This window comes from Alistipes sp. ZOR0009, assembly GCF_000798815.1.
Taxonomy (GTDB): Bacteria; Bacteroidota; Bacteroidia; order Bacteroidales; family ZOR0009; genus Acetobacteroides.
This window is the reverse complement of sequence record NZ_JTLD01000018.1, coordinates 1-19,088: the sequence shown is the minus strand read 5'-3', so window position 1 is coordinate 19,088 and position 19,088 is coordinate 1. Positions and strand designations below refer to the sequence as shown.

Annotated in this window: 8 protein-coding genes; 3 read left to right on the top strand and 5 right to left on the bottom strand. The window is 44.1% G+C overall.

The features are described 5' to 3' along the window. Both L990_RS06210 and L990_RS06205 read left to right on the top strand, forming a co-directional pair. Positions 1-2,010, top strand: a complete 2,010-nt coding sequence (locus tag L990_RS06210) for a glycoside hydrolase family 97 protein (RefSeq protein ID WP_052180790.1) — start codon at positions 1-3, stop codon at positions 2,008-2,010. 141 nt (positions 2,011-2,151) lie between these two features. Then, positions 2,152-6,183: a hybrid sensor histidine kinase/response regulator transcription factor gene (locus tag L990_RS06205; protein ID WP_081981619.1), complete on the top strand. Its 4,032-nt coding sequence runs from the start codon at positions 2,152-2,154 to the stop codon at positions 6,181-6,183. Positions 6,184-6,271: 88 nt separating this feature from the next. On the opposite strand, the gene L990_RS06200 is transcribed toward L990_RS06205, so the two are convergent. From L990_RS06200 to L990_RS20195, 5 genes are all read right to left on the bottom strand, one after another. Continuing rightward, complete coding sequence (locus tag L990_RS06200) at positions 6,272-7,030, bottom strand: LytR/AlgR family response regulator transcription factor (RefSeq protein ID WP_047446584.1); 759 nt, start codon at positions 7,028-7,030, stop codon at positions 6,272-6,274. Positions 7,031-7,090: 60 nt separating this feature from the next. After that, the gene (locus L990_RS19160; protein ID WP_052180789.1) at positions 7,091-9,379 is read right to left on the bottom strand and encodes a tetratricopeptide repeat protein; all 2,289 of its coding nucleotides are present in this window, start codon (positions 9,377-9,379) and stop codon (positions 7,091-7,093) included. A 288-nt stretch (positions 9,380-9,667) separates the two neighbouring features. Then, positions 9,668-10,057, bottom strand: a complete 390-nt coding sequence (locus L990_RS06190) for a protease inhibitor I42 family protein (protein WP_047446582.1) — start codon at positions 10,055-10,057, stop codon at positions 9,668-9,670. 113 nt (positions 10,058-10,170) lie between these two features. Continuing rightward, positions 10,171-11,841, bottom strand: coding sequence for a hypothetical protein (locus L990_RS06185; RefSeq protein WP_047446580.1), 1,671 nt, complete (start codon positions 11,839-11,841; stop codon positions 10,171-10,173). Positions 11,842-11,920: 79 nt separating this feature from the next. Continuing rightward, a complete protein-coding gene (locus L990_RS20195; protein WP_047446578.1) occupies positions 11,921-17,638 on the bottom strand; it encodes a DUF5018 domain-containing protein in 5,718 nt (1,905 codons plus the stop codon). A gap of 356 nt (positions 17,639-17,994) precedes the next feature. On the opposite strand from L990_RS20195, the gene L990_RS19155 reads away from it, so the two are divergent. Further along, positions 17,995-18,780, top strand: coding sequence for a hypothetical protein (locus L990_RS19155; RefSeq protein ID WP_156121379.1), 786 nt, complete (start codon positions 17,995-17,997; stop codon positions 18,778-18,780). Positions 18,781-19,088 lie beyond the last annotated feature (308 nt).

Sequence of the window (19,088 nt, the reverse complement as noted above, 5' to 3'; positions counted from 1 at the left end):
ATGGTAAAGATGTTTAATATGCTCCTGTTTGTTTTGGCGGCTAGCTTGGCTGCATTTTCGCAAAAAAGTTACGATGTAAAATCCCCAGATAGCAAAATATGTGTAAAGATTGAGATTGAAAAGGAAAAGGTTACCTATTCCGTAAATCATGAAAACACAGTAGTGCTTTCTTCTTCTCCAATTTCAATGACATTGTCAACTGGAGAGGTGTTAGGTGGAAACCCAACCCTGAAAAAAGTAGCGAGTGTGAGCTATAGCGGAGTAATTGCTACTCCAATTTATAAAAGAAAAGAAATTGTCGATCAGTATAACGAGATGACGTTGACTTTTCAAAATGGTTTTAGCCTACAATTTCGAGCCTACAACGATGGTGTAGCCTACCGTTTTATAACAGCAAAAAAGGGAGATATCAAAGTGGTAAACGAGGAGGCTAACTTCTGTTTCGATAGAGATCATGCAGCCTATATTCCATACGTTCGTTCCCGTAAGGATGGTTATGGCAACGAAATAGAGAAGCAGTGCTACACTTCGTTTGAAAGCTACTACGATAATATCATGTTAAGTGCTGTAGATTCGAAGAAGTTGATGATTACTCCTGTGCTAGTTTCTTTGGAAGATGGCAAGAAAATGGTAATCACAGAGTCGAACTTAGAGGACTACCCCGGCCTGTTTTTAAAGGGAGAAAAAGGAGCGACCAAGTTGAGCGGTGCTTTTGCGTCGTATCCCAAGACAGAGATTCAGGGCGGGCATAATAACCTTCAGTACATAGTAAAGGAGCATGACGGATTTATTGCCAAAACAAAGGGAGCGCGTTCGTTTCCGTGGAGGGTGGTTGCTATCTCAACCAATGACGCCCAGCTGGCCGATAATGATTTGGTGTATAAGTTGGCCGATCCTTCTCGAATTGTTGATGCTTCGTGGGTTAAGCCTGGGAAGGTTGCCTGGGATTGGTGGAACGACTGGAACATCTCTGGAGTTGATTTTCGTTCGGGAGTAAATAACCAAACCTATAAGTACTACATCGATTTTGCCTCTGCCAATGGCATTAGTTACGTTATTCTTGATGAGGGATGGGCAACAAATGGAAAGGCAGATATGCTGGATGTTATTCCAGAAATCAACCTAAAGGAGCTGGTAGATTATGGTCGCACAAAAAATGTTGGCATCGTTTTATGGGCAGGCTATGCTGCCATCGATAAGGATATGGAGAAGGTGTGCAAGCACTATGCTGATATGGGAGTTAAGGGGTTTAAGGTCGATTTTATGGATAGGGATGACCAAAAGGTGGTCGATTTTTACTATCGCCTAGCCGAGGTTGCTGCCCGTCATAGGCTGATGATTGACTACCACGGCGCATACAAGCCTACCGGGCTACAGCGAACATATCCCAACGTTATCAACTTTGAGGGTGTTGCTGGACTGGAGCAAATGAAGTGGATGCCCACGACAACAGATCAGGTGAAGTACGATGCTACCATCCCTTTCATTCGTATGGTAGCAGGTCCAATGGATTACACCCAAGGTGCCATGCGTAATGCTACAAAGGCAAACTACCAGCCTATATACACCGAACCTATGAGTCAAGGTACCCGCAGCCATCAACTGGCGCTTTATGTGGTCTTCGAATCGCCCTTCAATATGTTGTGCGATACCCCAACAAGCTATATGCGCGAGTCCGAATGTACCGAGTTTATCGCCAAGGTGCCTACCGTATGGGATAGAACTGTTGCTATAGATGGAAAGGTGGGAGAGTATATTGCGACTGCCCGTCAAAAGGATGGAACATGGTATGTTGGGGCAATTACTAATTGGGATCAACGAAATATTACCCTCGATCTATCATTTTTAGGAGAAGGTGATTATGAAGTAGAGGCTTTCCAAGATGGTGTAAATGCGGATAGGACTGCTTCTGATTATAAAAAGGTGCTTATTGCAGTCCCTACCAATAGAATGTTGAATGTAAAGTTGGCTCCTGGAGGAGGATTTGCAGGTGTTGTTAGAAAAAAATAGGTTTTTAGCAGTTTCATGATTTAATTAGCTGCTGCATACTCTTAAATGCGGCAGCTGATTTTCCTGCTATTTGCTTCGGTCTTATAAGGATGGTTATTCGGGTGTGTTATCTCTCTTTGTTTGAATTGTAATAGATCACGTATGAGATTATTCGGATGGTTATTGCTACTTTATTCGTTTTCATTTTTTGATGTAGCGGCGGCTCCGAACCTGCGGTTTAGGCACTATACTGTAGAAAATGGTATAGCTGTAAATGCGGTGTGCTGTTTTTATCAGGATAGTCAAGGGTTCATTTGGGTAGGAACAATTAATGGGTTGAACAGATTTGACGGGCGTACCTTCAAAACGTTCGATCTGCCCAAAGGGAAACATTCTTCATTCGTGGGCAATATCATATTTTCTATTGTCGAGGATCAAAACAAATGCCTGTGGGTTGGTACCGATTTGGGGTTGATGATTCTCGATCTGCAAACAGAGCGCTTAGCACCATTTGAAGCTAAAACACCGCAAGGTGTTCAAATTAATTCTAGGGTTCATTCTATTATAATTGATAGAAATAAAGATATCTGGATTGCCACATTGGGGCAGGGGCTTTTTAAGTTCGAAGCAAAGAAGCAGATCCTAAAGCAGTATAGGAGTAGCGTACGAAATGGCAATTCAATCTGTTCGGATAAGCTTAGAAGGTTATACGAGGATAAGAGCGGGGTAATTTGGATTGCCTCATTTGACAATGGCTTGGATTGTTTCGACCCCAGAACCGAGAAGTTTAAGCACTTTCTGCCTTATGGAAAACCGGTTGATATGCGCGACGATAATATTCTTGAGGATTCTAAAGGTAATTTCTGGATTTGTAACTTCAACAACGGTTTGGCTAAAATGGATCGGAAGCGGGGAGTCTTTACCCACTATCTGACACCGAACTCTCCAGATCATATACTGCACATTAGAAGCATTGTTGAGTACGAACCTGGTACTTTGCTGCTGGCTTCTGATGATGGTTTGACCTTTTTCTACACCGAAACGGGGAAGTCAAAGACAATTCGGATGGATAAGTCTACCCCCTATGGGCTGAATGATAACTATCTTCAGACTTTGTTTATTGATCGGGAAAAGGGGCTTTGGGTGGGAACCTACTTTGGGGGAATAAACTATTCAACTCCATTCTTGAATAACTTTTCCTATTTCAGCAATATTTCTAGCGAGCATCCGTTTCCGGGGAAAGTCGTTAGCGTTTTATGCGAAGATAAGGCAAACAATATTTGGATTGGAACCGACGATGCCGGTCTGATATTCTATGACGTTAAGGATAATAGATTTAGGCAGTATCTCCCACAAAAGGGAACAAATTCGCTCTCGTATAAGAATATCCATGCTTTGCTTTGCGATGATGATAAACTCTGGATTGGAACATTCTCGGGAGGGTTGGATGTCCTTGATCTAAAGACAGGAAGGTTTAAAAACTACAAGGCTTCCGATAGCGAGAAGTCTCTATACTACTCTAGCGTATACGCTTTGTATAAGGATAACCAAGGGACGATTTGGGTTGGAACTCCGTTGGGACTAAATAGGTATAATCCGAAGGAGGATAACTTCGATAGAATAAAGGAGTTGTATCTTAACGGGATAAGTTCCATCATACAAGATTGTAAAGGATATATTTGGGTTGGTACGGGCGATAAGGGATTATTTCGTTTAGATAAGCGAACTAATAAATGGAAGAATTACTCTTTTAAGGAAGCTCAAAAAACATCATTACAAAATAATAAGGTATCAACACTTTGTATCGATAATGACAGCCAGCTTTGGATTGGTACAGATGGTGGTGGACTAATCAAGTATCACTATGTAACCGACGATTTTGAGGTTGTTTTGGATAAGCTGCCATCGAACAACATTCACAAAATTATTCCTGAAGGGAAAGATCTTTGGATTTCAACGAATAAAGGTATTGTTAAGTTTAATACACAAACTAAGAGATATCGGGTTTACACACAGCTTGATGGGTTGCAGGGCGATCAGTTTTCGCCTAATGCTGGTTTAAAATCAAAATCAGGAAAGATATATTTTGGAGGCATCAACGGATTCAACAGCTTTGATCCTAATAAAATGGTGATTAATAGGGCTAATCCAACGGTTCAACTTTCCGATTTTTACCTTTTCAATAAGCTGGTTACTCCGGGAGATGATAAATCACCCCTAAAGAATTCAATAGGCTACGAAAGGGAGATAACGCTCAGCCACAATCAATCCATGATAGGCTTTGAGTTCGTAGCCCTTAGCTTTATTGCTCCTAACAAGAATAGGTATGCCTACAAGTTGGAGGGGTTCGATAAGGATTGGATTGAGCAAACAGGTGAGCCTAAGGTTACCTATACTAATCTTCCTCCGGGGCGCTACACCTTCCGGGTAAAGGCTTCGAATAGCGATGGCGTATGGAGTAGCAACGAGGTTACCCTAAAGGTTAAGGTTAAGCCTCCTTTTTGGCGCTCGAATCTTGCATACATTCTATACGTGCTGTTGCTGGTTTGGATTACGATTACGGTGTTCCGTAAATCAAAAGAAAAGATAGAGAAGGAGCATCAGAATAAAATAAGGCAACTTCAGGCAGAGAAGGACAAGGAACTATACCATTCTAAGATCGAGTTTTTTACGAATATTGTGCATGAGATTCGTACACCTCTTACCCTTATAATGGGCCCTGTAGAGTATGTTTTGAAGTCAAATAAAATTGTTGATGAGGTTCGCGAGGATCTTTTGGTGGTAAAGAATAATAGCTCGCGGTTGCTTTACTTGGTAAACCAGCTTATGGACTTTAGAAAAGCGGAGGCGGGGGGAATGTACCTCAACTTCGAGAGGGTAGATGTCAGCATGTTGGTTGATGGAGTCGTAAAGCAATTTGAGCCAAGTGCGAAAATAAAGGGGATAGCTATAAAACCAACCTATTCCGACCAGGTTTGTATTGCCAATGTCGATTCGGAGGCGTTTACAAAGGCGGTGGTAAATATTATGTCGAATGCGCTAAAGTTTACTCGCGATACGATTGCTATTAGCGTGATTCCAAATCAGGAACAAGAGGTAATTAATATAAAGATTACCGACAATGGTTTAGGAATTCCTTTAAAAGAGCAGGCGAAAGTCTTTAAACCGTTCTATCAGGTGAAGAAAGCAGCATCAAACAGAAGTGCAGGAACAGGAGTGGGGCTAGCGCTCACTAAATCGCTTGTCGAGCTGCATCATGGGGAACTTCTGTTGGAGAGTTACGAAGGAGTTGAAACATCATTTGCCATTAGAATCCCTTTGCTAGCCGATGCTGAAAAGGAGCCGATAGCCAGCGGTGAAGGTTTGTCTGAAATTGTAGAATCGCAGGAGGTTGTGACATCAAACAGCAGCTTCCTAGGTGAACCAAGTATTAACCCGTCTATTCCTAAGGTATTGGTGGTAGATGATAATAAGGAGATGCTCCATTTTCTTATGCAGCAGCTGGGGGCGAAGTATATCGTTGTATGCGCATCATCAGGGATGGAGGCGCTGAAGCTGCTTGAAAGCAATAACTTCGATTTGGTAATAAGCGATGTGATGATGCCCGAGGTGGATGGCTATGAGCTATGCTCGAGGATTAAAAGCAATATCAGCACCAGCCACATTCCTGTGCTACTTCTTACCGCTAAGTGCTCTGTGAAGGATAAAATTGAAGGATTAGAGGTTGGCGCCGAAGCGTATTTGGAAAAACCATTCTCGGTAGAGTATCTCGCCGCTCAAATAGTTAGCCTTCTTAAAAATCGAAAAATAGTGAGGGAGAAGTTTGCAAATACTCCATTCGTGTCACCAGCGTCTATTGTGTCGAGTAAGGCAGATGAGAATTTTATTAATAAGCTAACGGAAATAATCGAGAAGAATATATCGGACGCCGACCTTTCTATCGAAATGCTGGCGCATGAGATGTGTCTGAGCCGTACTTCTTTTTTTGCTAAGATAAAAGGTGTGTCAGGACTTACCCCGAACGACTACATCCGGCTGATCAGGCTTAAGAAGGCGGCAGAGTATCTCTCGCAAGGGGAATATAGAATCAACGAGGTGTGCTTCTTGGTTGGGTTTAACTCGCCATCCTACTTCGCGAAATGCTTTCAAAAACAGTTCGGGGTACTACCAAACGATTTTAGAGTTGCAAAGTAATCTATTAATTATTCGTCTGTCCTCATTTTACGACTACATAAAATGCACAATGTCTCATGGAATAGAATATCGCAATTTATGGAGGTTATTACGCATCAAGCCATTTTTTGAACTCCTTGATGCTGTATCTGCTAACGATAACATCCTTGTCGACGCAGGGTTTTAGCTCCACCTTAAGCGTGTTGTTAAAGTAGTTGTGAATATTTGCGATAGAGTTGATGGAGGCGATGAACTGGCGGTTTAGCCTAAAAAAAAGCTTTGGGTCCAATGTTTTTTCCAGCTCATCTAGCGTTTTGTCGATGGAGTAGTAGTTTCCGTCGAAGAGCTTTGCAAATACGAGCTGGGTGTCAATATAGAAAAAGGCAATGTCCGAAACATGAAGGGTTATAAGGCCTCGGGATGTTTTGACAAGGATACGGGTTTTATAATCCTTAGGAAAGATGGATAGCTGCTTTAGCATTTGCTCGATCTGCTCCTTTTGCTCGGTTTTGGCAAATATCTTTTTGAATTTTTCTAAGCTCTTATGTAGCTTGTCTTGTGCCACGGGTTTTAGTAGGTAGTCTACGCTGTTTACCTGAAAGGCATCTATGGCGTATTCGTCGTAGGCTGTTGTAAAGATGACCGGGTATTCGACCTCTGCCTCAGAAAAAATTTCGAATCCGATGCCGTCCGAGAGCTGAACGTCCATGAAAATTAAATCTAAGGCTGGGCGGCTTTCTAGATATTCTACCGCTTCTTCGACACTTCCGATAACATCTAGCACGCAGATATCTTCATCGATGGCCTTTAGCATTTTTGCCAAGCCTTTGGCGGTATGTATTTCGTCTTCTATAATTAAGACATTCATTGCTGTTGAATATTTGGTTCTAAGAAATAGGAGAAAATGGGTTAACAGGTATTTGCTAGGCTACATGTTGCCCTCTTTTATGAGTGGTAGCTTTACCGTAAAATGCTTGTCCGATTGAACTACCTCTACTTTTTCATCTGTAACCAGCACGTAGCGGCTAATGATGTTCTTCAGCCCAATTTTGGTTGAGCTTACAAGCGTGAGCTTCTTTTGCAGGTTATTCTGGATTACAATGCTGTCGCCATCATTTTTGATGGAGATAAACAGCGGCTTACGGCTGGATATGGTATTGTGCTTAATGGCGTTTTCGACCAGCAGCTGCAGCGATAGCAGCGGGAGGTGGTACTCCAGCTTCTCCTTCTCAATATCAATATCTACCTTAACATTATCATCAAAGCGGATAGAAATTAGGTAGATGTACGAGTTGATGAAGTCTATCTCTTCGCTCAGGCGCACCAGCTCCTTATCCCTGCTGGTAAGTATGTACAGGTAAACGCTCGATAGGTGTCGGGTGTATTGTTCGGCCAATACGGCATTCTCGGGGATGAGGTAAATTAGTGTGCTTAGCGTGTTGAATAGGAAGTGGGGGCTAATTTGATTCTTTAGCACCTCAAATTTGAACTGAATGTTCTTCCTTTTCAGTATTTCGGCAGCTAGGAGCGTGCTCCGGAGTTCCGCCTCGATGGAGTCGCGCTGGTTGGTTACCTTCTCTTTTTGGACCTCCAGCTCCCTGTTTAACGCTTCCATCTTATCTCGTTGTGACAGGATCTCCTTGTTCTGTTGCTCAATATCTACGTTCTGTTTTGCCAGCTTTATGTTTACCGCTTGCTTTTGCTTAAATAGCAGGAAGTACAAGATGGAAAAGCAGGAAACTAGGGTAAGGAAAGATATTACAATACCCATAATTAGCCGTTGGCGTTTCAGAATAAGCTCGCGCTTTTCAACCTCCAGGTGGTCGATCTTGTTTTTTGCTGCCAGCTCTTTAATCTTATTATCTTTTTCTACAACCTCGTACTTGGTTTGCAGCTCCAGCAACTGACTCTGCTTATCTTTCCCATACAGCGAATCGGATACCGAGTTGTATTTTTTGAGGTAGGATAGCGCAGGGGTGGAGAGTCCTTTTCTCTCGTATATTGCAGATATCCTCTTGAAACAGTTGAGGCTTTGCTGGTTGTCGTTAATCTTTTTGGCTAAGGTTTGTGCCTTCTTGTAGTATTTTAGGGCTAAGTCGTCGTTTTTGCCCGAGTAGTACTGGCCCAAATTAAAGTAGGAGGCGGCAACGCCCTTAACATCTCCCGTTTTTTCCTTCATGACGATGCTCCTATTGATATAGGAAAGCGCGTTCTTGTCGTTTCCAAGCATTCTGTATGCCGATCCAAGGTTGGCGTAAGATCTTGCTATAGCCGCTTCGGCACCTAGGCGCTCGTATATCTTAAGCGCTTTTTTAAAATAGTAGACTGTAGAGTCTATTTTCTTTAATCCCACGTAAACGGCGCCAATGTTGTTGTAGGTATTGGCCACGCCCTCCATGTCTGCTACCTGTTGCTTCATGCTAATTGACTTAAAGTAGTAGGATAAAGCTTTAGGGTAGTCTTTCGATTGGACGTAAACATTCCCAATATTGGAAAGGTGTGTGCCCATGTCGCGCCGGTTATTTACGGCCGAGCTTAGGGTGTATGCTTTTGTGTAGTACTTAAAAGAGTTGTTGTAATCTCCCATCTGATTGTATAGTAGCCCTAAGTTTCCGTACCCTTTTGCTACGGCATCTTTGTTTCCTAGTAGGCTGTCAATCTCTATCGATTTCTTTAAGTGCTCAAATGATTTGCTGTTGTTGCTTATTGTGGCGTATTCGAGTCCTAGGTTCAGGTGAGATAGGGACATTCCGTTCTTATCATCCTTGCTTTGGGCTATCTCTAGGGCTTTGTTGTAGCAATCTATGGCCTGCGGGTGCTCCGATTTTTGGATGTGATACCTAGCCTTTGCATTTAGGGCAACAACCAAGTTTGTGTAGTCTTTTTCTTCTTGACAGATGGTAATGGCCGCTTCGATGGGGGCACCGGCTTGCTCGTAGGCTCGCTTATCCAGCAGGCACGACGCATATATATTCAATGCTTTTGCTTGGTATATTTTCGGACATTGCTTGCTAATTGGAATTGCTGCTGTTGCAACCTTTAGTGCCTTTGGTAGGTCGCAATTTCGGTAGGCGGTGCTTAGCTTAATTAGCAGCTCTACTTTTTCAGCATCCGATTTTGAAGCCTTTAATTGCCTTTCCAGCTGCTTTATATCTTTCTGAGAGAAACAAATGGTTGAAAGTAGCAATACGATAAAAAACAGAATCCCCTTCTTCACAAAAGAATAATTAAAAAAGGCAATGTGCCTATGTTCTATTTGGTGTATATGTGCCACAAAGGAAATTTTATAAATTGAATATTCAAAAACAATAGTAAATCATTTGCGTAACTCTGGCATTGAGAATTCGCTGCTTGGACGAATACGAGCTGTTGGTAGGTGGTGATTCAAATAGCATGGCGTTGCGAGCGATTTTATTGGTAGCATTAACAGGCATATAGCAAGTGTGTTATATCTGCTGGTTAAAGCCCCGCTTCGGGAGTTCCTTGGAGGGCTAATGCAGCCTGCTTAGTTGATGCTAATGGGAAATTCTTTTATTAGAGCAGGGCTCGTTTTTTCCCATGCGCGCCTATAATGAAAAATAAGCTTAGTACGGCCCTTGGCTGTAGGCTTAAATCTAAATATTTCTTTCCCGCCTGCTGCCGAATATCCAATAAATAAGCATTGGTAGGTGTGGCTTACCGTATCGATGCAGCAGCTACTACCACTATTGGCAATGTACCATCCAAAGCCGGTTGTTGGGTTCGAGATGAGCTCAATGCTAAATTCTTTGTCAATTTCAGTGGAGATAGGTGGCTCGTCGGAAATTCTGGTGCTATAAAGGTTAGGGCTAATTATAAAACAAAAAATTAGGCACACTATTTTGTTTATGTAGCTTCCTGTTTTTGTATTAACCATTAGGCTGTCTGTTTTAATCTATTAAGTATTAAAGGGCGCTATGCGTTTGCTTCTTAATTCGGAAAGAGAAATAAGGGAAGCGTAACCCTCGCGATTACGCTCCCCCACTTTACTTACTTTTTACCTAAGTTTTCGCATGCAATTTTTGTATATAATTCTGAATCAAATCCGACAAGCCTAGTTTCCTCGTACGTGCCGGCCCCTGAATAATCTTTTCTAAATATTATTTGATCCGAGAAGTAGCACCATCCATCTTTACCCTCAAATAGGATGTAAATGTCGCGGTTGCACTCCTTGTGGGTTGGAATTCCCAAATCGTTCTTTCTTATAATCCAATCGCCATTAGATTCGAAGCGCTTGTCTCCAATGATAACCTTCTTTATTTGCTTTATATTTTCGGCGTAGTCGCCATTGGCAAGGATGGCGGCCTTAATCTTATCGGCAGTCAGCTCTGGATCTGTAAAAGATTTTGATGGCTTAGAGAAGACCTCTGGTAGCGTCATATGTCGAGCCTTATTATCCTTGGCGTTTTTAAGCGCGGTTTCGCTGTTTGCTAAGATGGCGTCGCCGTTGGCGTTCGACCAATCTAGGTTAAGCTTACCCGATACCGAGTATTGACCAAAACCAAACACCAGCTCAAACTCCATGGTGTGCTTACGAGGCGAGAGGGTGCTAAGTACCCTTGCAAACTGAACCGCATCGAACTGGTGAACCGCTACCTTTGGATCGGGTATAACCTCTACCGAATAGTAGCTATGCTCCAAGTCGGAGGTGTTGGGGTTAAACTGCTCTGTTTGGTGGCTATTCCCATCAATGTTAATCTTGTAGCTTACCAGCTCGCCAAGATCCTTAATCTTACCGTTGAAGTAGGCGATAGCGTACACCTTATCTGTCCCCGACACGGAGGTTACAAATTGGCTAGGGTCTTCCTTGCCCGGTATAATAGGCCTTGTCGAGAATAGGATCTTTCCTACGTTCTTCTTGTGGAAGTCGCTTACGTACAAGTTACCGAAGTACTCTCCGCCTAAATCTTTAAGCGCCTTGTTTGCATCCTCCTGCAGCTGCTTGGCATCCTGGTTGTCGTAAAGGATCAAAGCCGCCGCTTCGGCCATTAGCTGCGCCCTACGGGCTGTTGCCACGGCCAGATTCTTGTTGCCATTTTTGGCGGCATAGGCCTCCTCGATGGTTTTGTTTACCTGAGGCTTTATAACCTCGTTGTATACGGGGAGGTAATTTTTCCCGTAGCTCATAACCTCGCTATAGCGTCTGTCGGTCATTAGCGCCTTGCCTTCCGATTTTAGGCGCGATACCGCGTTGGCATAGTCCAGCTTTTTGGCCCCCTCGTTGTGCTTTAGCGGATCGCAGTCCCCATCCTTTAGGGTGTAAAGGTTAAGGTTAGATTCGCTAGCCTTTATGGTTTGATACTTCTCCTGTAGGTAATCCTCGATGCTTCCCGAAAACACCGCCTTATCCTGTGCCCCGCCGGTTGAGGTTATTTCCGAAGCCTTGTTAAGAATGTTGTTTACCGGGTTCTTCGAATCTACCGCTCCCTTAACCTCGTTAACCTTATCGGAGAGCTTATCAACGGGGTTGTTGCTGTCTACCGCATTTTTCACCTCGTTAACCTTGTCGGTAATCTTGCCAACTGGCGTGGTCGATTCTATCTTACTTTTGGCTGCTTCTTTTAGCTTATCCTTAAAGGCTCCCCAGCCTTGGGCCGAGGATACGTGGCAGATACCCATGCAAAGAAGGAGCGTAAAGCTGCTAACTACAATTTTTCTCATAGCTGATAATTGATTCTTAGTTCATTATTTATGATAAAGGGATGGTGGTTTGGTTCTGTCTTAAGGTGAATATTTCCATCTACTTAATTTTTACGGTGCTACTATAAATGCTTCCCATACGTTTCCCATCTGCGCTAATAGCGGTAATTTTTAGGTCGTAGGTTCCGGACGAAATATTATAAGGAAGATAGACAGAGAAGCTTTTGGAATCCTTATACGAAGTAGGGCACATCTTACCTCCTATCTCTACCTCGTACGAACGCTGGTAGATATACTCCCCTTCAACAGTTATTATCTCATCTTTGCCTAAAACACGAGGCGACACGCTTGTGATTTTTATGGCTCCCAACTTAATGCTTAGCCTTTCGGAATAGGACGATTTCAAATTGCCATTGCCAACAAATAGGGTATACCTGCTACCTTCTGGCAGATTGTGGGTTTTAATCTTTATTTCATCGGTGTCTTCGCTAATGATTTCGCACGAATAGGTTCCTCCGTTTTCATTTTCGAACCAAACACGATTGTTTTTATTGGCGAAGTAGGATCCTGAAATGGTGATGTCATCTCCTGCGGTTATGTTTGTTGTACTTACCTTCGAAATAAAGGGGGACGGTGCTGTGCTTACAACCTCAATTTGATATCGATTAGAGGACGATTCTCCACATACTACGTTAAGGTATACACTTCCAAGAGGCATGTTGCTTGGAATGGGGACTTTTAGCTCTGTTCCTGCACTATTTATCGTTAAATCTTTGATAGGAGTGTAGTTTCCAATTCGTACTTCCGTAGTAAAGCCATCCTGCTTAAAGTTGGTGCCGTAAATTTTAAGGTAACCTCCCGGATTTACTTTGTCCGATGCTAAACTTGTTATTGTTGGATACTTAGCAAACTTATTTACTCGTATACTTTCGTAGTTGGTTGCCTTAGATTCTCCGGATATAACGGTTAGCTTATACTCTCCAAATGGTGTCGAACTTGGAATGTATATTGTTATAGAACTTGAGCTCGATTCCCTAATTAGAGGTGTAATCGTTCTTTCTCCTTCCAGTAGTACCTTTAAACCATCAGGATAGAAGTTCCCTTTTATGGTCACTAGATCTTCTAGCTCGACTTTTGTCTTGCTTACGCTCGAAATTTTTGTTTCGAACTTATCGACAATAACCTGTACTGTGTACGATACTTTTGTTCCGCTCTCTGCTATTACCGTAAAGGTTACAGGAGAGGAGTAGTCAACGGCATCATTTAAGGCTGGCGTTATGGTTGCTTTTTCCGAGAACTTAATCTCTTGAGTTTGGTTCTTGAGATTGGTACCGTAGGGAACATGTAGGGTAATTCGTTTATTCTCCTGATCTATGGCACCCACAAACTTGGTGTTTTTGAACTTAAACTCGGATATTTTTGCTTCCTCATTGAGTGCTCTCAACACGTAGGCCTTGTAGGTTACCCAACTTCCGTCTTCTGCCGTTACAACATATTTGTTTGGCTCGTTAAAGACTATGTCTTCGCTTTCTACGGCCCTAATTTGTGCTTTTGGAGAAATTGTTATTTCAGGTTTAAGCGTTTTTGGATTTGTATTCCAAGGAACAATCGTCTTAATAGTAGCGTTTTGCTCGTCAATAACTCCTACCACCTCTGGTGTAAACGATGTAAACTTGTACGATAGGATCTTATTTTCATTGCTTACGATAGAAACGGTGTACGCCTTGGTTGTCCCATCCTCTGCGGTTACGGTATAGACAATAGGTTTGCTAAAATCTTGAGGTAAACCAGACATTGGCTTTACCTTTGCCCATTTTGAAAGGGTAATGGTAGGCGTAAGCGCAGTCACATCTGTCCCCGGTTTAACCACAAAGGTAATCTTGTTGTCGGAGGTGTTAATTCGTCCCAACACTTCTGGTTGTAGTGAGGTAAACTTAAATTCTTTGATCTCCTTTTCAGTATACTTTTTTCTACTAGCATACACCGTGTATTCCTGCGTACTTCCGTCTTGTGCCGTTATGGTGTAAACTACTGGCTTTGTGAAATCTTGACTCTCGCCCGATTTGGGGCTGATTTGGGCATAGCTTGATATTGAGATCTTCGGTGCAAGATAGCTGAGGTCGGTATCCGTTGGTAGCTCTATTGTTAGGCTATGCGAAGCTTCATCTATTTGGGCCGATGGCCAAAATTCTCCAGTGGTGAAGTAAAATCTGTCTATTTTTTTCTCACTGCTCTTAATAACATCGGTTATCATTACGGTGTAATCCTGCTTGCTGCCATCCTCGGCAGTTACGGTATACACTACAGGTTTCGAAAAATCTTGTTGCACGTAGCTTGCTGGGCTTACAGTTGCATCTTCTGAAACTGTAATTCTTGGCTTTATCTTAGTGATGTCTACTGCTGGTGTTACCTTGATTTTTATCAGATGTTCCTTGTCATCGATGCTTACTTTAGGAAATAGGAAATCATCATGGAAGGAGAATTCCTTAATTATCTTTTCTTCGCTTTTCTGAAAGGCTGCAGTAACAGTATAAACTTGTAGTGCACCGCTTTCCGACATTACCGAATAGGAGACAGGCTTGCTGAAATCTTGTGCAACACCTGATGCAGGGCTAATTTCGGCAGCTGGCGATATGGTAATCGTTGGTTTCAAAGAACTTAGGTTGGTTTTCTTGGGCAGTAAGGCTGTGATGGTATGCTTTTCTAAGTCGATAGTGGCATGTACAGCAGGGATTACTCCTTCAAATGTAAATGCAGTGATTTCATTTTTTGTCCCAAACTCCACCTCTACGCTTACAACATATCTACTTGTAGATCCATCAGCAGCTGTTACGGTGTATACTACTGGTTTCTCAAAGTTTTGAACCACTCCAGAGGCGGGACTAACTTTTGCTCCTTCCGAAATAGCAATTGTAGGTGCTAGTGAGGTTATTTTGGTACCCGGAATCAAGGTAACCTTAATTCTACGGCCATTTTGATCTAAATCAACGTTAGTTGATAGGTTGGCAAACTGGAAGGATAGGATATCCTTTTCCTTTCCTGTAGGTGCTTTAACTACAACAGTATAGGTTCTGGTACTTCCATCTTCCGCGGTTACGGTGTATGTTACGGGTTTAGTAAAGTCCTGCTTAGTATTGAGGGCAGGGCTAACCTGTGCACCTTCTGAAATGGTTATAGTAGGTGTTAGTGCGCTTACATCGGTACCCATCGGTACTGTTAGGCTTATTGACTTGTTTGTTTCGTCTATCTTTCCCACTGTAATGGGGGTTAGCGAGGCAAACTTGAATTCCGTAATCCTATTTTCTGATCTTTTTCGTATTTCCACCTTTACGGTAACGACATACTTTTGGGTGCTGCCATCTTGGGCGGTCACGGTGTAGGTTATGGGGGGGGTAAAATCCTGCTTTACATCCGATGCTGGACTTACGGTTGCCCCATCCGATAGCGCGATGGTAGGTGCTATTGCGGTAACGTTGGTTCCTGCTGGGAATTGGAAGCTAATCGTCTTTTGTTCCTCATTAATGGTTCCATTGGCATTAAGCGAGCCAAATTTAAAATCGGTAATCTTCTTGTCCGACTTTTTGGTCACCTCCACGGTAACGGTATAATCCTGCTCCGAGCCGTCCACTGCGGTAACGGTATATTCTACAGGTTTGGTAAAATTTTGTTTTACATCCGATGCTGGGCTAACCTTTGCACCTTCCGAAAGGGTTATGGATGGAACAAGCGCGGTAACATCGGTTCCTGCTGGTACTACCAGGGTAATCGTTTTTACTCTTTCGTCAATCTTGGCAGTAACAACCGGATTTAGTCCAGCAAGCTTAAATTCGGTAATCTTCTTGTCCGATCTCTTGGCTACCTCCACGGTAACGGTGTACTCCTGCTTCGAGCCATCTTCGGCCGTCACGGTATAGATTACAGGTTTCGAGAAGTCTTGCTTGGTATCGAGGGCAGGACTAATTTGTGCGCCTTCCGATAGGGTGATGGTTGGTACTAGCGCGCTTACATCGGTATTTAGTGGTACTGCTAAGCTGATTGTTCTGCTTGTTTCGTCTATTTTACCTATGGAAACAGGTTTTAGCGAGGCAAACTTAAATTCGGTGATTTTATTCGCCGAGCTCTTGCGTGTATCCAGCTTTGCTGTAACAACGTACTTCTGTATGCTTCCGTCTTGGGCGGTAACGGTATAGGTTACGGGATTGGTAAAATCCTGCTTTACATCCGACGCTGGGTTTACGGTTGCTCCATCCGATAGCACGATGGTAGGTGCTAATGCGGTAATGTTTGTCCCGGTGGGGAGTAGGAGGGTAACCGTCTTTTCTTCCTCGTTGATGGTGCCGCTGGCGTTAAGCGAGCTGAGCTTAAACTCGGTAATCTTCTTATCCGATTTCTTACCGACTTCTACCGTTACGGTATACTCCTGCTTCGATCCATCTTCTGCTGTTACGGTATATACTACAGGCTTGGTAAAATCTTGCTTTACATCCGATGCTGGGCTAACCTGTGCACCTTCCGAAAGGGTAAGGGTAGGTACGAGGGTGGTAACGTCGGTTCCTGCTGGCACTACTAGGCTGATAGCTTTTGCCTCCTCGTCAACCTTGGCAGTAACGGCTGGAGTTAATCCGGCGAGCTTAAATTCGGTGATCTTCTTGTCGGTTTTTTTAGCAATCGCTACCGTTACGGTATACTCCTGCTTCGATCCATCCTCTGCGGTTACGGTGTAAACTACAGGCTTGGTAAAATCTTGCTTTACATCCGATGCAGGGCTAACCTGTGCACCTTCCGAAAGGGTAAGGGTAGGGGTGAGGGTGGTAACGTCGGTTCCTGCTGGCACTACTAGGCTGATAGCTTTTGCCTCCTCGTCAACCTTGGCAGTAACGGCTGGAGTTAATCCAGCGAGCTTAAATTCGGTGATCTTCTTGTCGGTTCTTTTAGCAATCGCTACCGTTACGGTATACTCCTGCTTCGATCCATCCTCTGCGGTTACGGTATATACTACAGGCTTGGTAAAATCCTGCTTTACATCTGTAGCGGGACTAACCGCTGCTGCAGTCGAAAGGGTAAGGGTAGGTACAAGGGTGGTAACGTCGGTTCCTGCTGGCACCTCTAGGCTAACGGTTTTAGCCTCTTCGTCGATGGTTCCAGCAACCGCAGGGTTTAGCTTGGTAAGCTTAAATTCGGTAATCATCTTTTCCGATCTCTTGCCAACTTCTACCGTTACGGTATACTCCTGCTTCGATCCATCCTCGGCAGTTACGGTATATACAACGGGCTTGGTAAAATCCTGCTTCTCCTCGTTGGCAGGTAGCACTGTCGACTTATCAGAAAGGTTGATGGTGGGTACCAGCTCCTTTATATTGGTCCCGTACGGAACTTTTAGGTTTATCGTTTTCTTCTCCTGATCGATGGTGGCAATAACCTCCGGCTTAATCTTCAAAAACTTAAAGCAGGTAATTTCCTTTAAGCTGCTTTTGGCCGGAATTACGGTTATGGTAAATGTCTGCTTCGATCCATCCTCGGCGGTGATGGTGTAGGTTACCGGTTTGGTAAAGTCTTGGGCTATTCCGCTTGCTGGCGAAATGGTGGCCTTGTCCGAAACCTTAATCATTGGTACCAGCTTGGTGATATCAACCCCCCCTATCGCTTGCAGGGTTACCGTTTTGGTCTGCGGGTCGACTGTTCCTTCGGCATTTTGCTTAAAATCGCCGATGCTAAAATTCAGCAGCTCCTTCTCCGAACTTTCGATCCTCTCTTTGCTGCAGGCATAGATCAGCACAACGAAAAGCGCGGTGAGCCCCCATAGAATATAACTTCTCATAAGGCAATAATTAATTGTGGATGTGGTTATTTTGATTGATTGGTTCTGTGTATGTCAACTTATTATTCTGTAAAACTTCTGGATATATAAAGGATGACTTCAGCTCTACCTGCCCTTCTTGATGAAGCGGCAATGCTAACTTTTCTGGCGATCATTACTATTTGGCATTTAGGTTTGTGGTGCAAAATTGTACGATATCCTGCACACTATAAAGGTTAATCTTGGCGAGTGGTCGAAAGTTGTAGATGAGTAGCAGCTATGGGCGGCGAATGGTACTGGCCGTTGCAGGCGCTGCTACCCTGACGTTTTCTTCATTTATGCTACCTTTGCGCCTATCATCCGAGCCACTAACATCAATGAGAAAACAGACCCTACTGGCAACCACCATCCTTCTTATGCTGGTTGCGCAAGGCGGCTTTGCACAAAAGGCGGCCGTGCTTACCAAGATCTTCTATCCTAAAGATTCCGTCCAGTTTACGGCCCTGCATGGCGAGGTGGGCTTTGGCTACCGTAGCCGCGAGTACGGCAAAACCACCATGGTAATCTGCTGCACATCCGAGGCCGGGCGCTTTTACATGGTATTTAAGAAGGATATCCGCCACCTGTCGCGGATGGTCGAGTTCGAGAATGGCTACGCTGGCGAGGTCTTCAGCTTTGCAAGCAAGCAGTGGGAGCACGAGGAGGGTACCTGGAGCCGCCACGAGCTAAAGGGCGAGCCCAAGGATACCGTCGTTTACAGCATCCACAACCTGCGCTGCCTCATCCTTAAGAAGAGCGCTGCAGGCATCACCGAAGTTGCCCGATTTCAGGACTATGGCAACGAGGTGTACTGGCCCGAGTTCGATTACCCCAGCTGCTCCATCTCCGACGAGGATAGGGATGGCCTGCCCGAGTTCTACCTCTCGTATATGGGCAACAGCGACGGGCTCGACGCCAAGCCCTACAAGCAGCTGGTGTACACCGTTGGCGCAGCGCCCACCGCTGCGGTAAAGGCAAAGGCTACCGCCTACTATCCTGCCGGCAACGAGGACGATGTGTACCGCGTGGAGTACGATCAGCGCTGGAAGCAGCTTCCCGCACCCGTAAGAGGCAAGAGTAAGCGGCTAATAGATCGCCATCGTAGCGCCAACCCCAGCGAGTAGCACCCTGCTGATTGGCGCCACTGGCACTCTCGTGCCGAGCAACGCTTAGCTGCCTGCAAGAGCCGCCACCTCCAATGCAGCGGAGCACTACTCCCAATCCGAGCAGCTAGCTAGCGCTTGCAACGCACTTTGTTGTGCGTTGTAGGCCTATACCTTTGCTCTTGTGAACCGATATGTTGGCTCTTGTAAGCAAATTCTTGGCTCTTGTGAGCCTATATGTTGGCTCTTGTAGGCAAATTCTTGACTCTTGTGAGCCGATATGTTGGCTCTTGTAAGCAAATTCTTGGCTCTTGTGAGCCGATATGTTG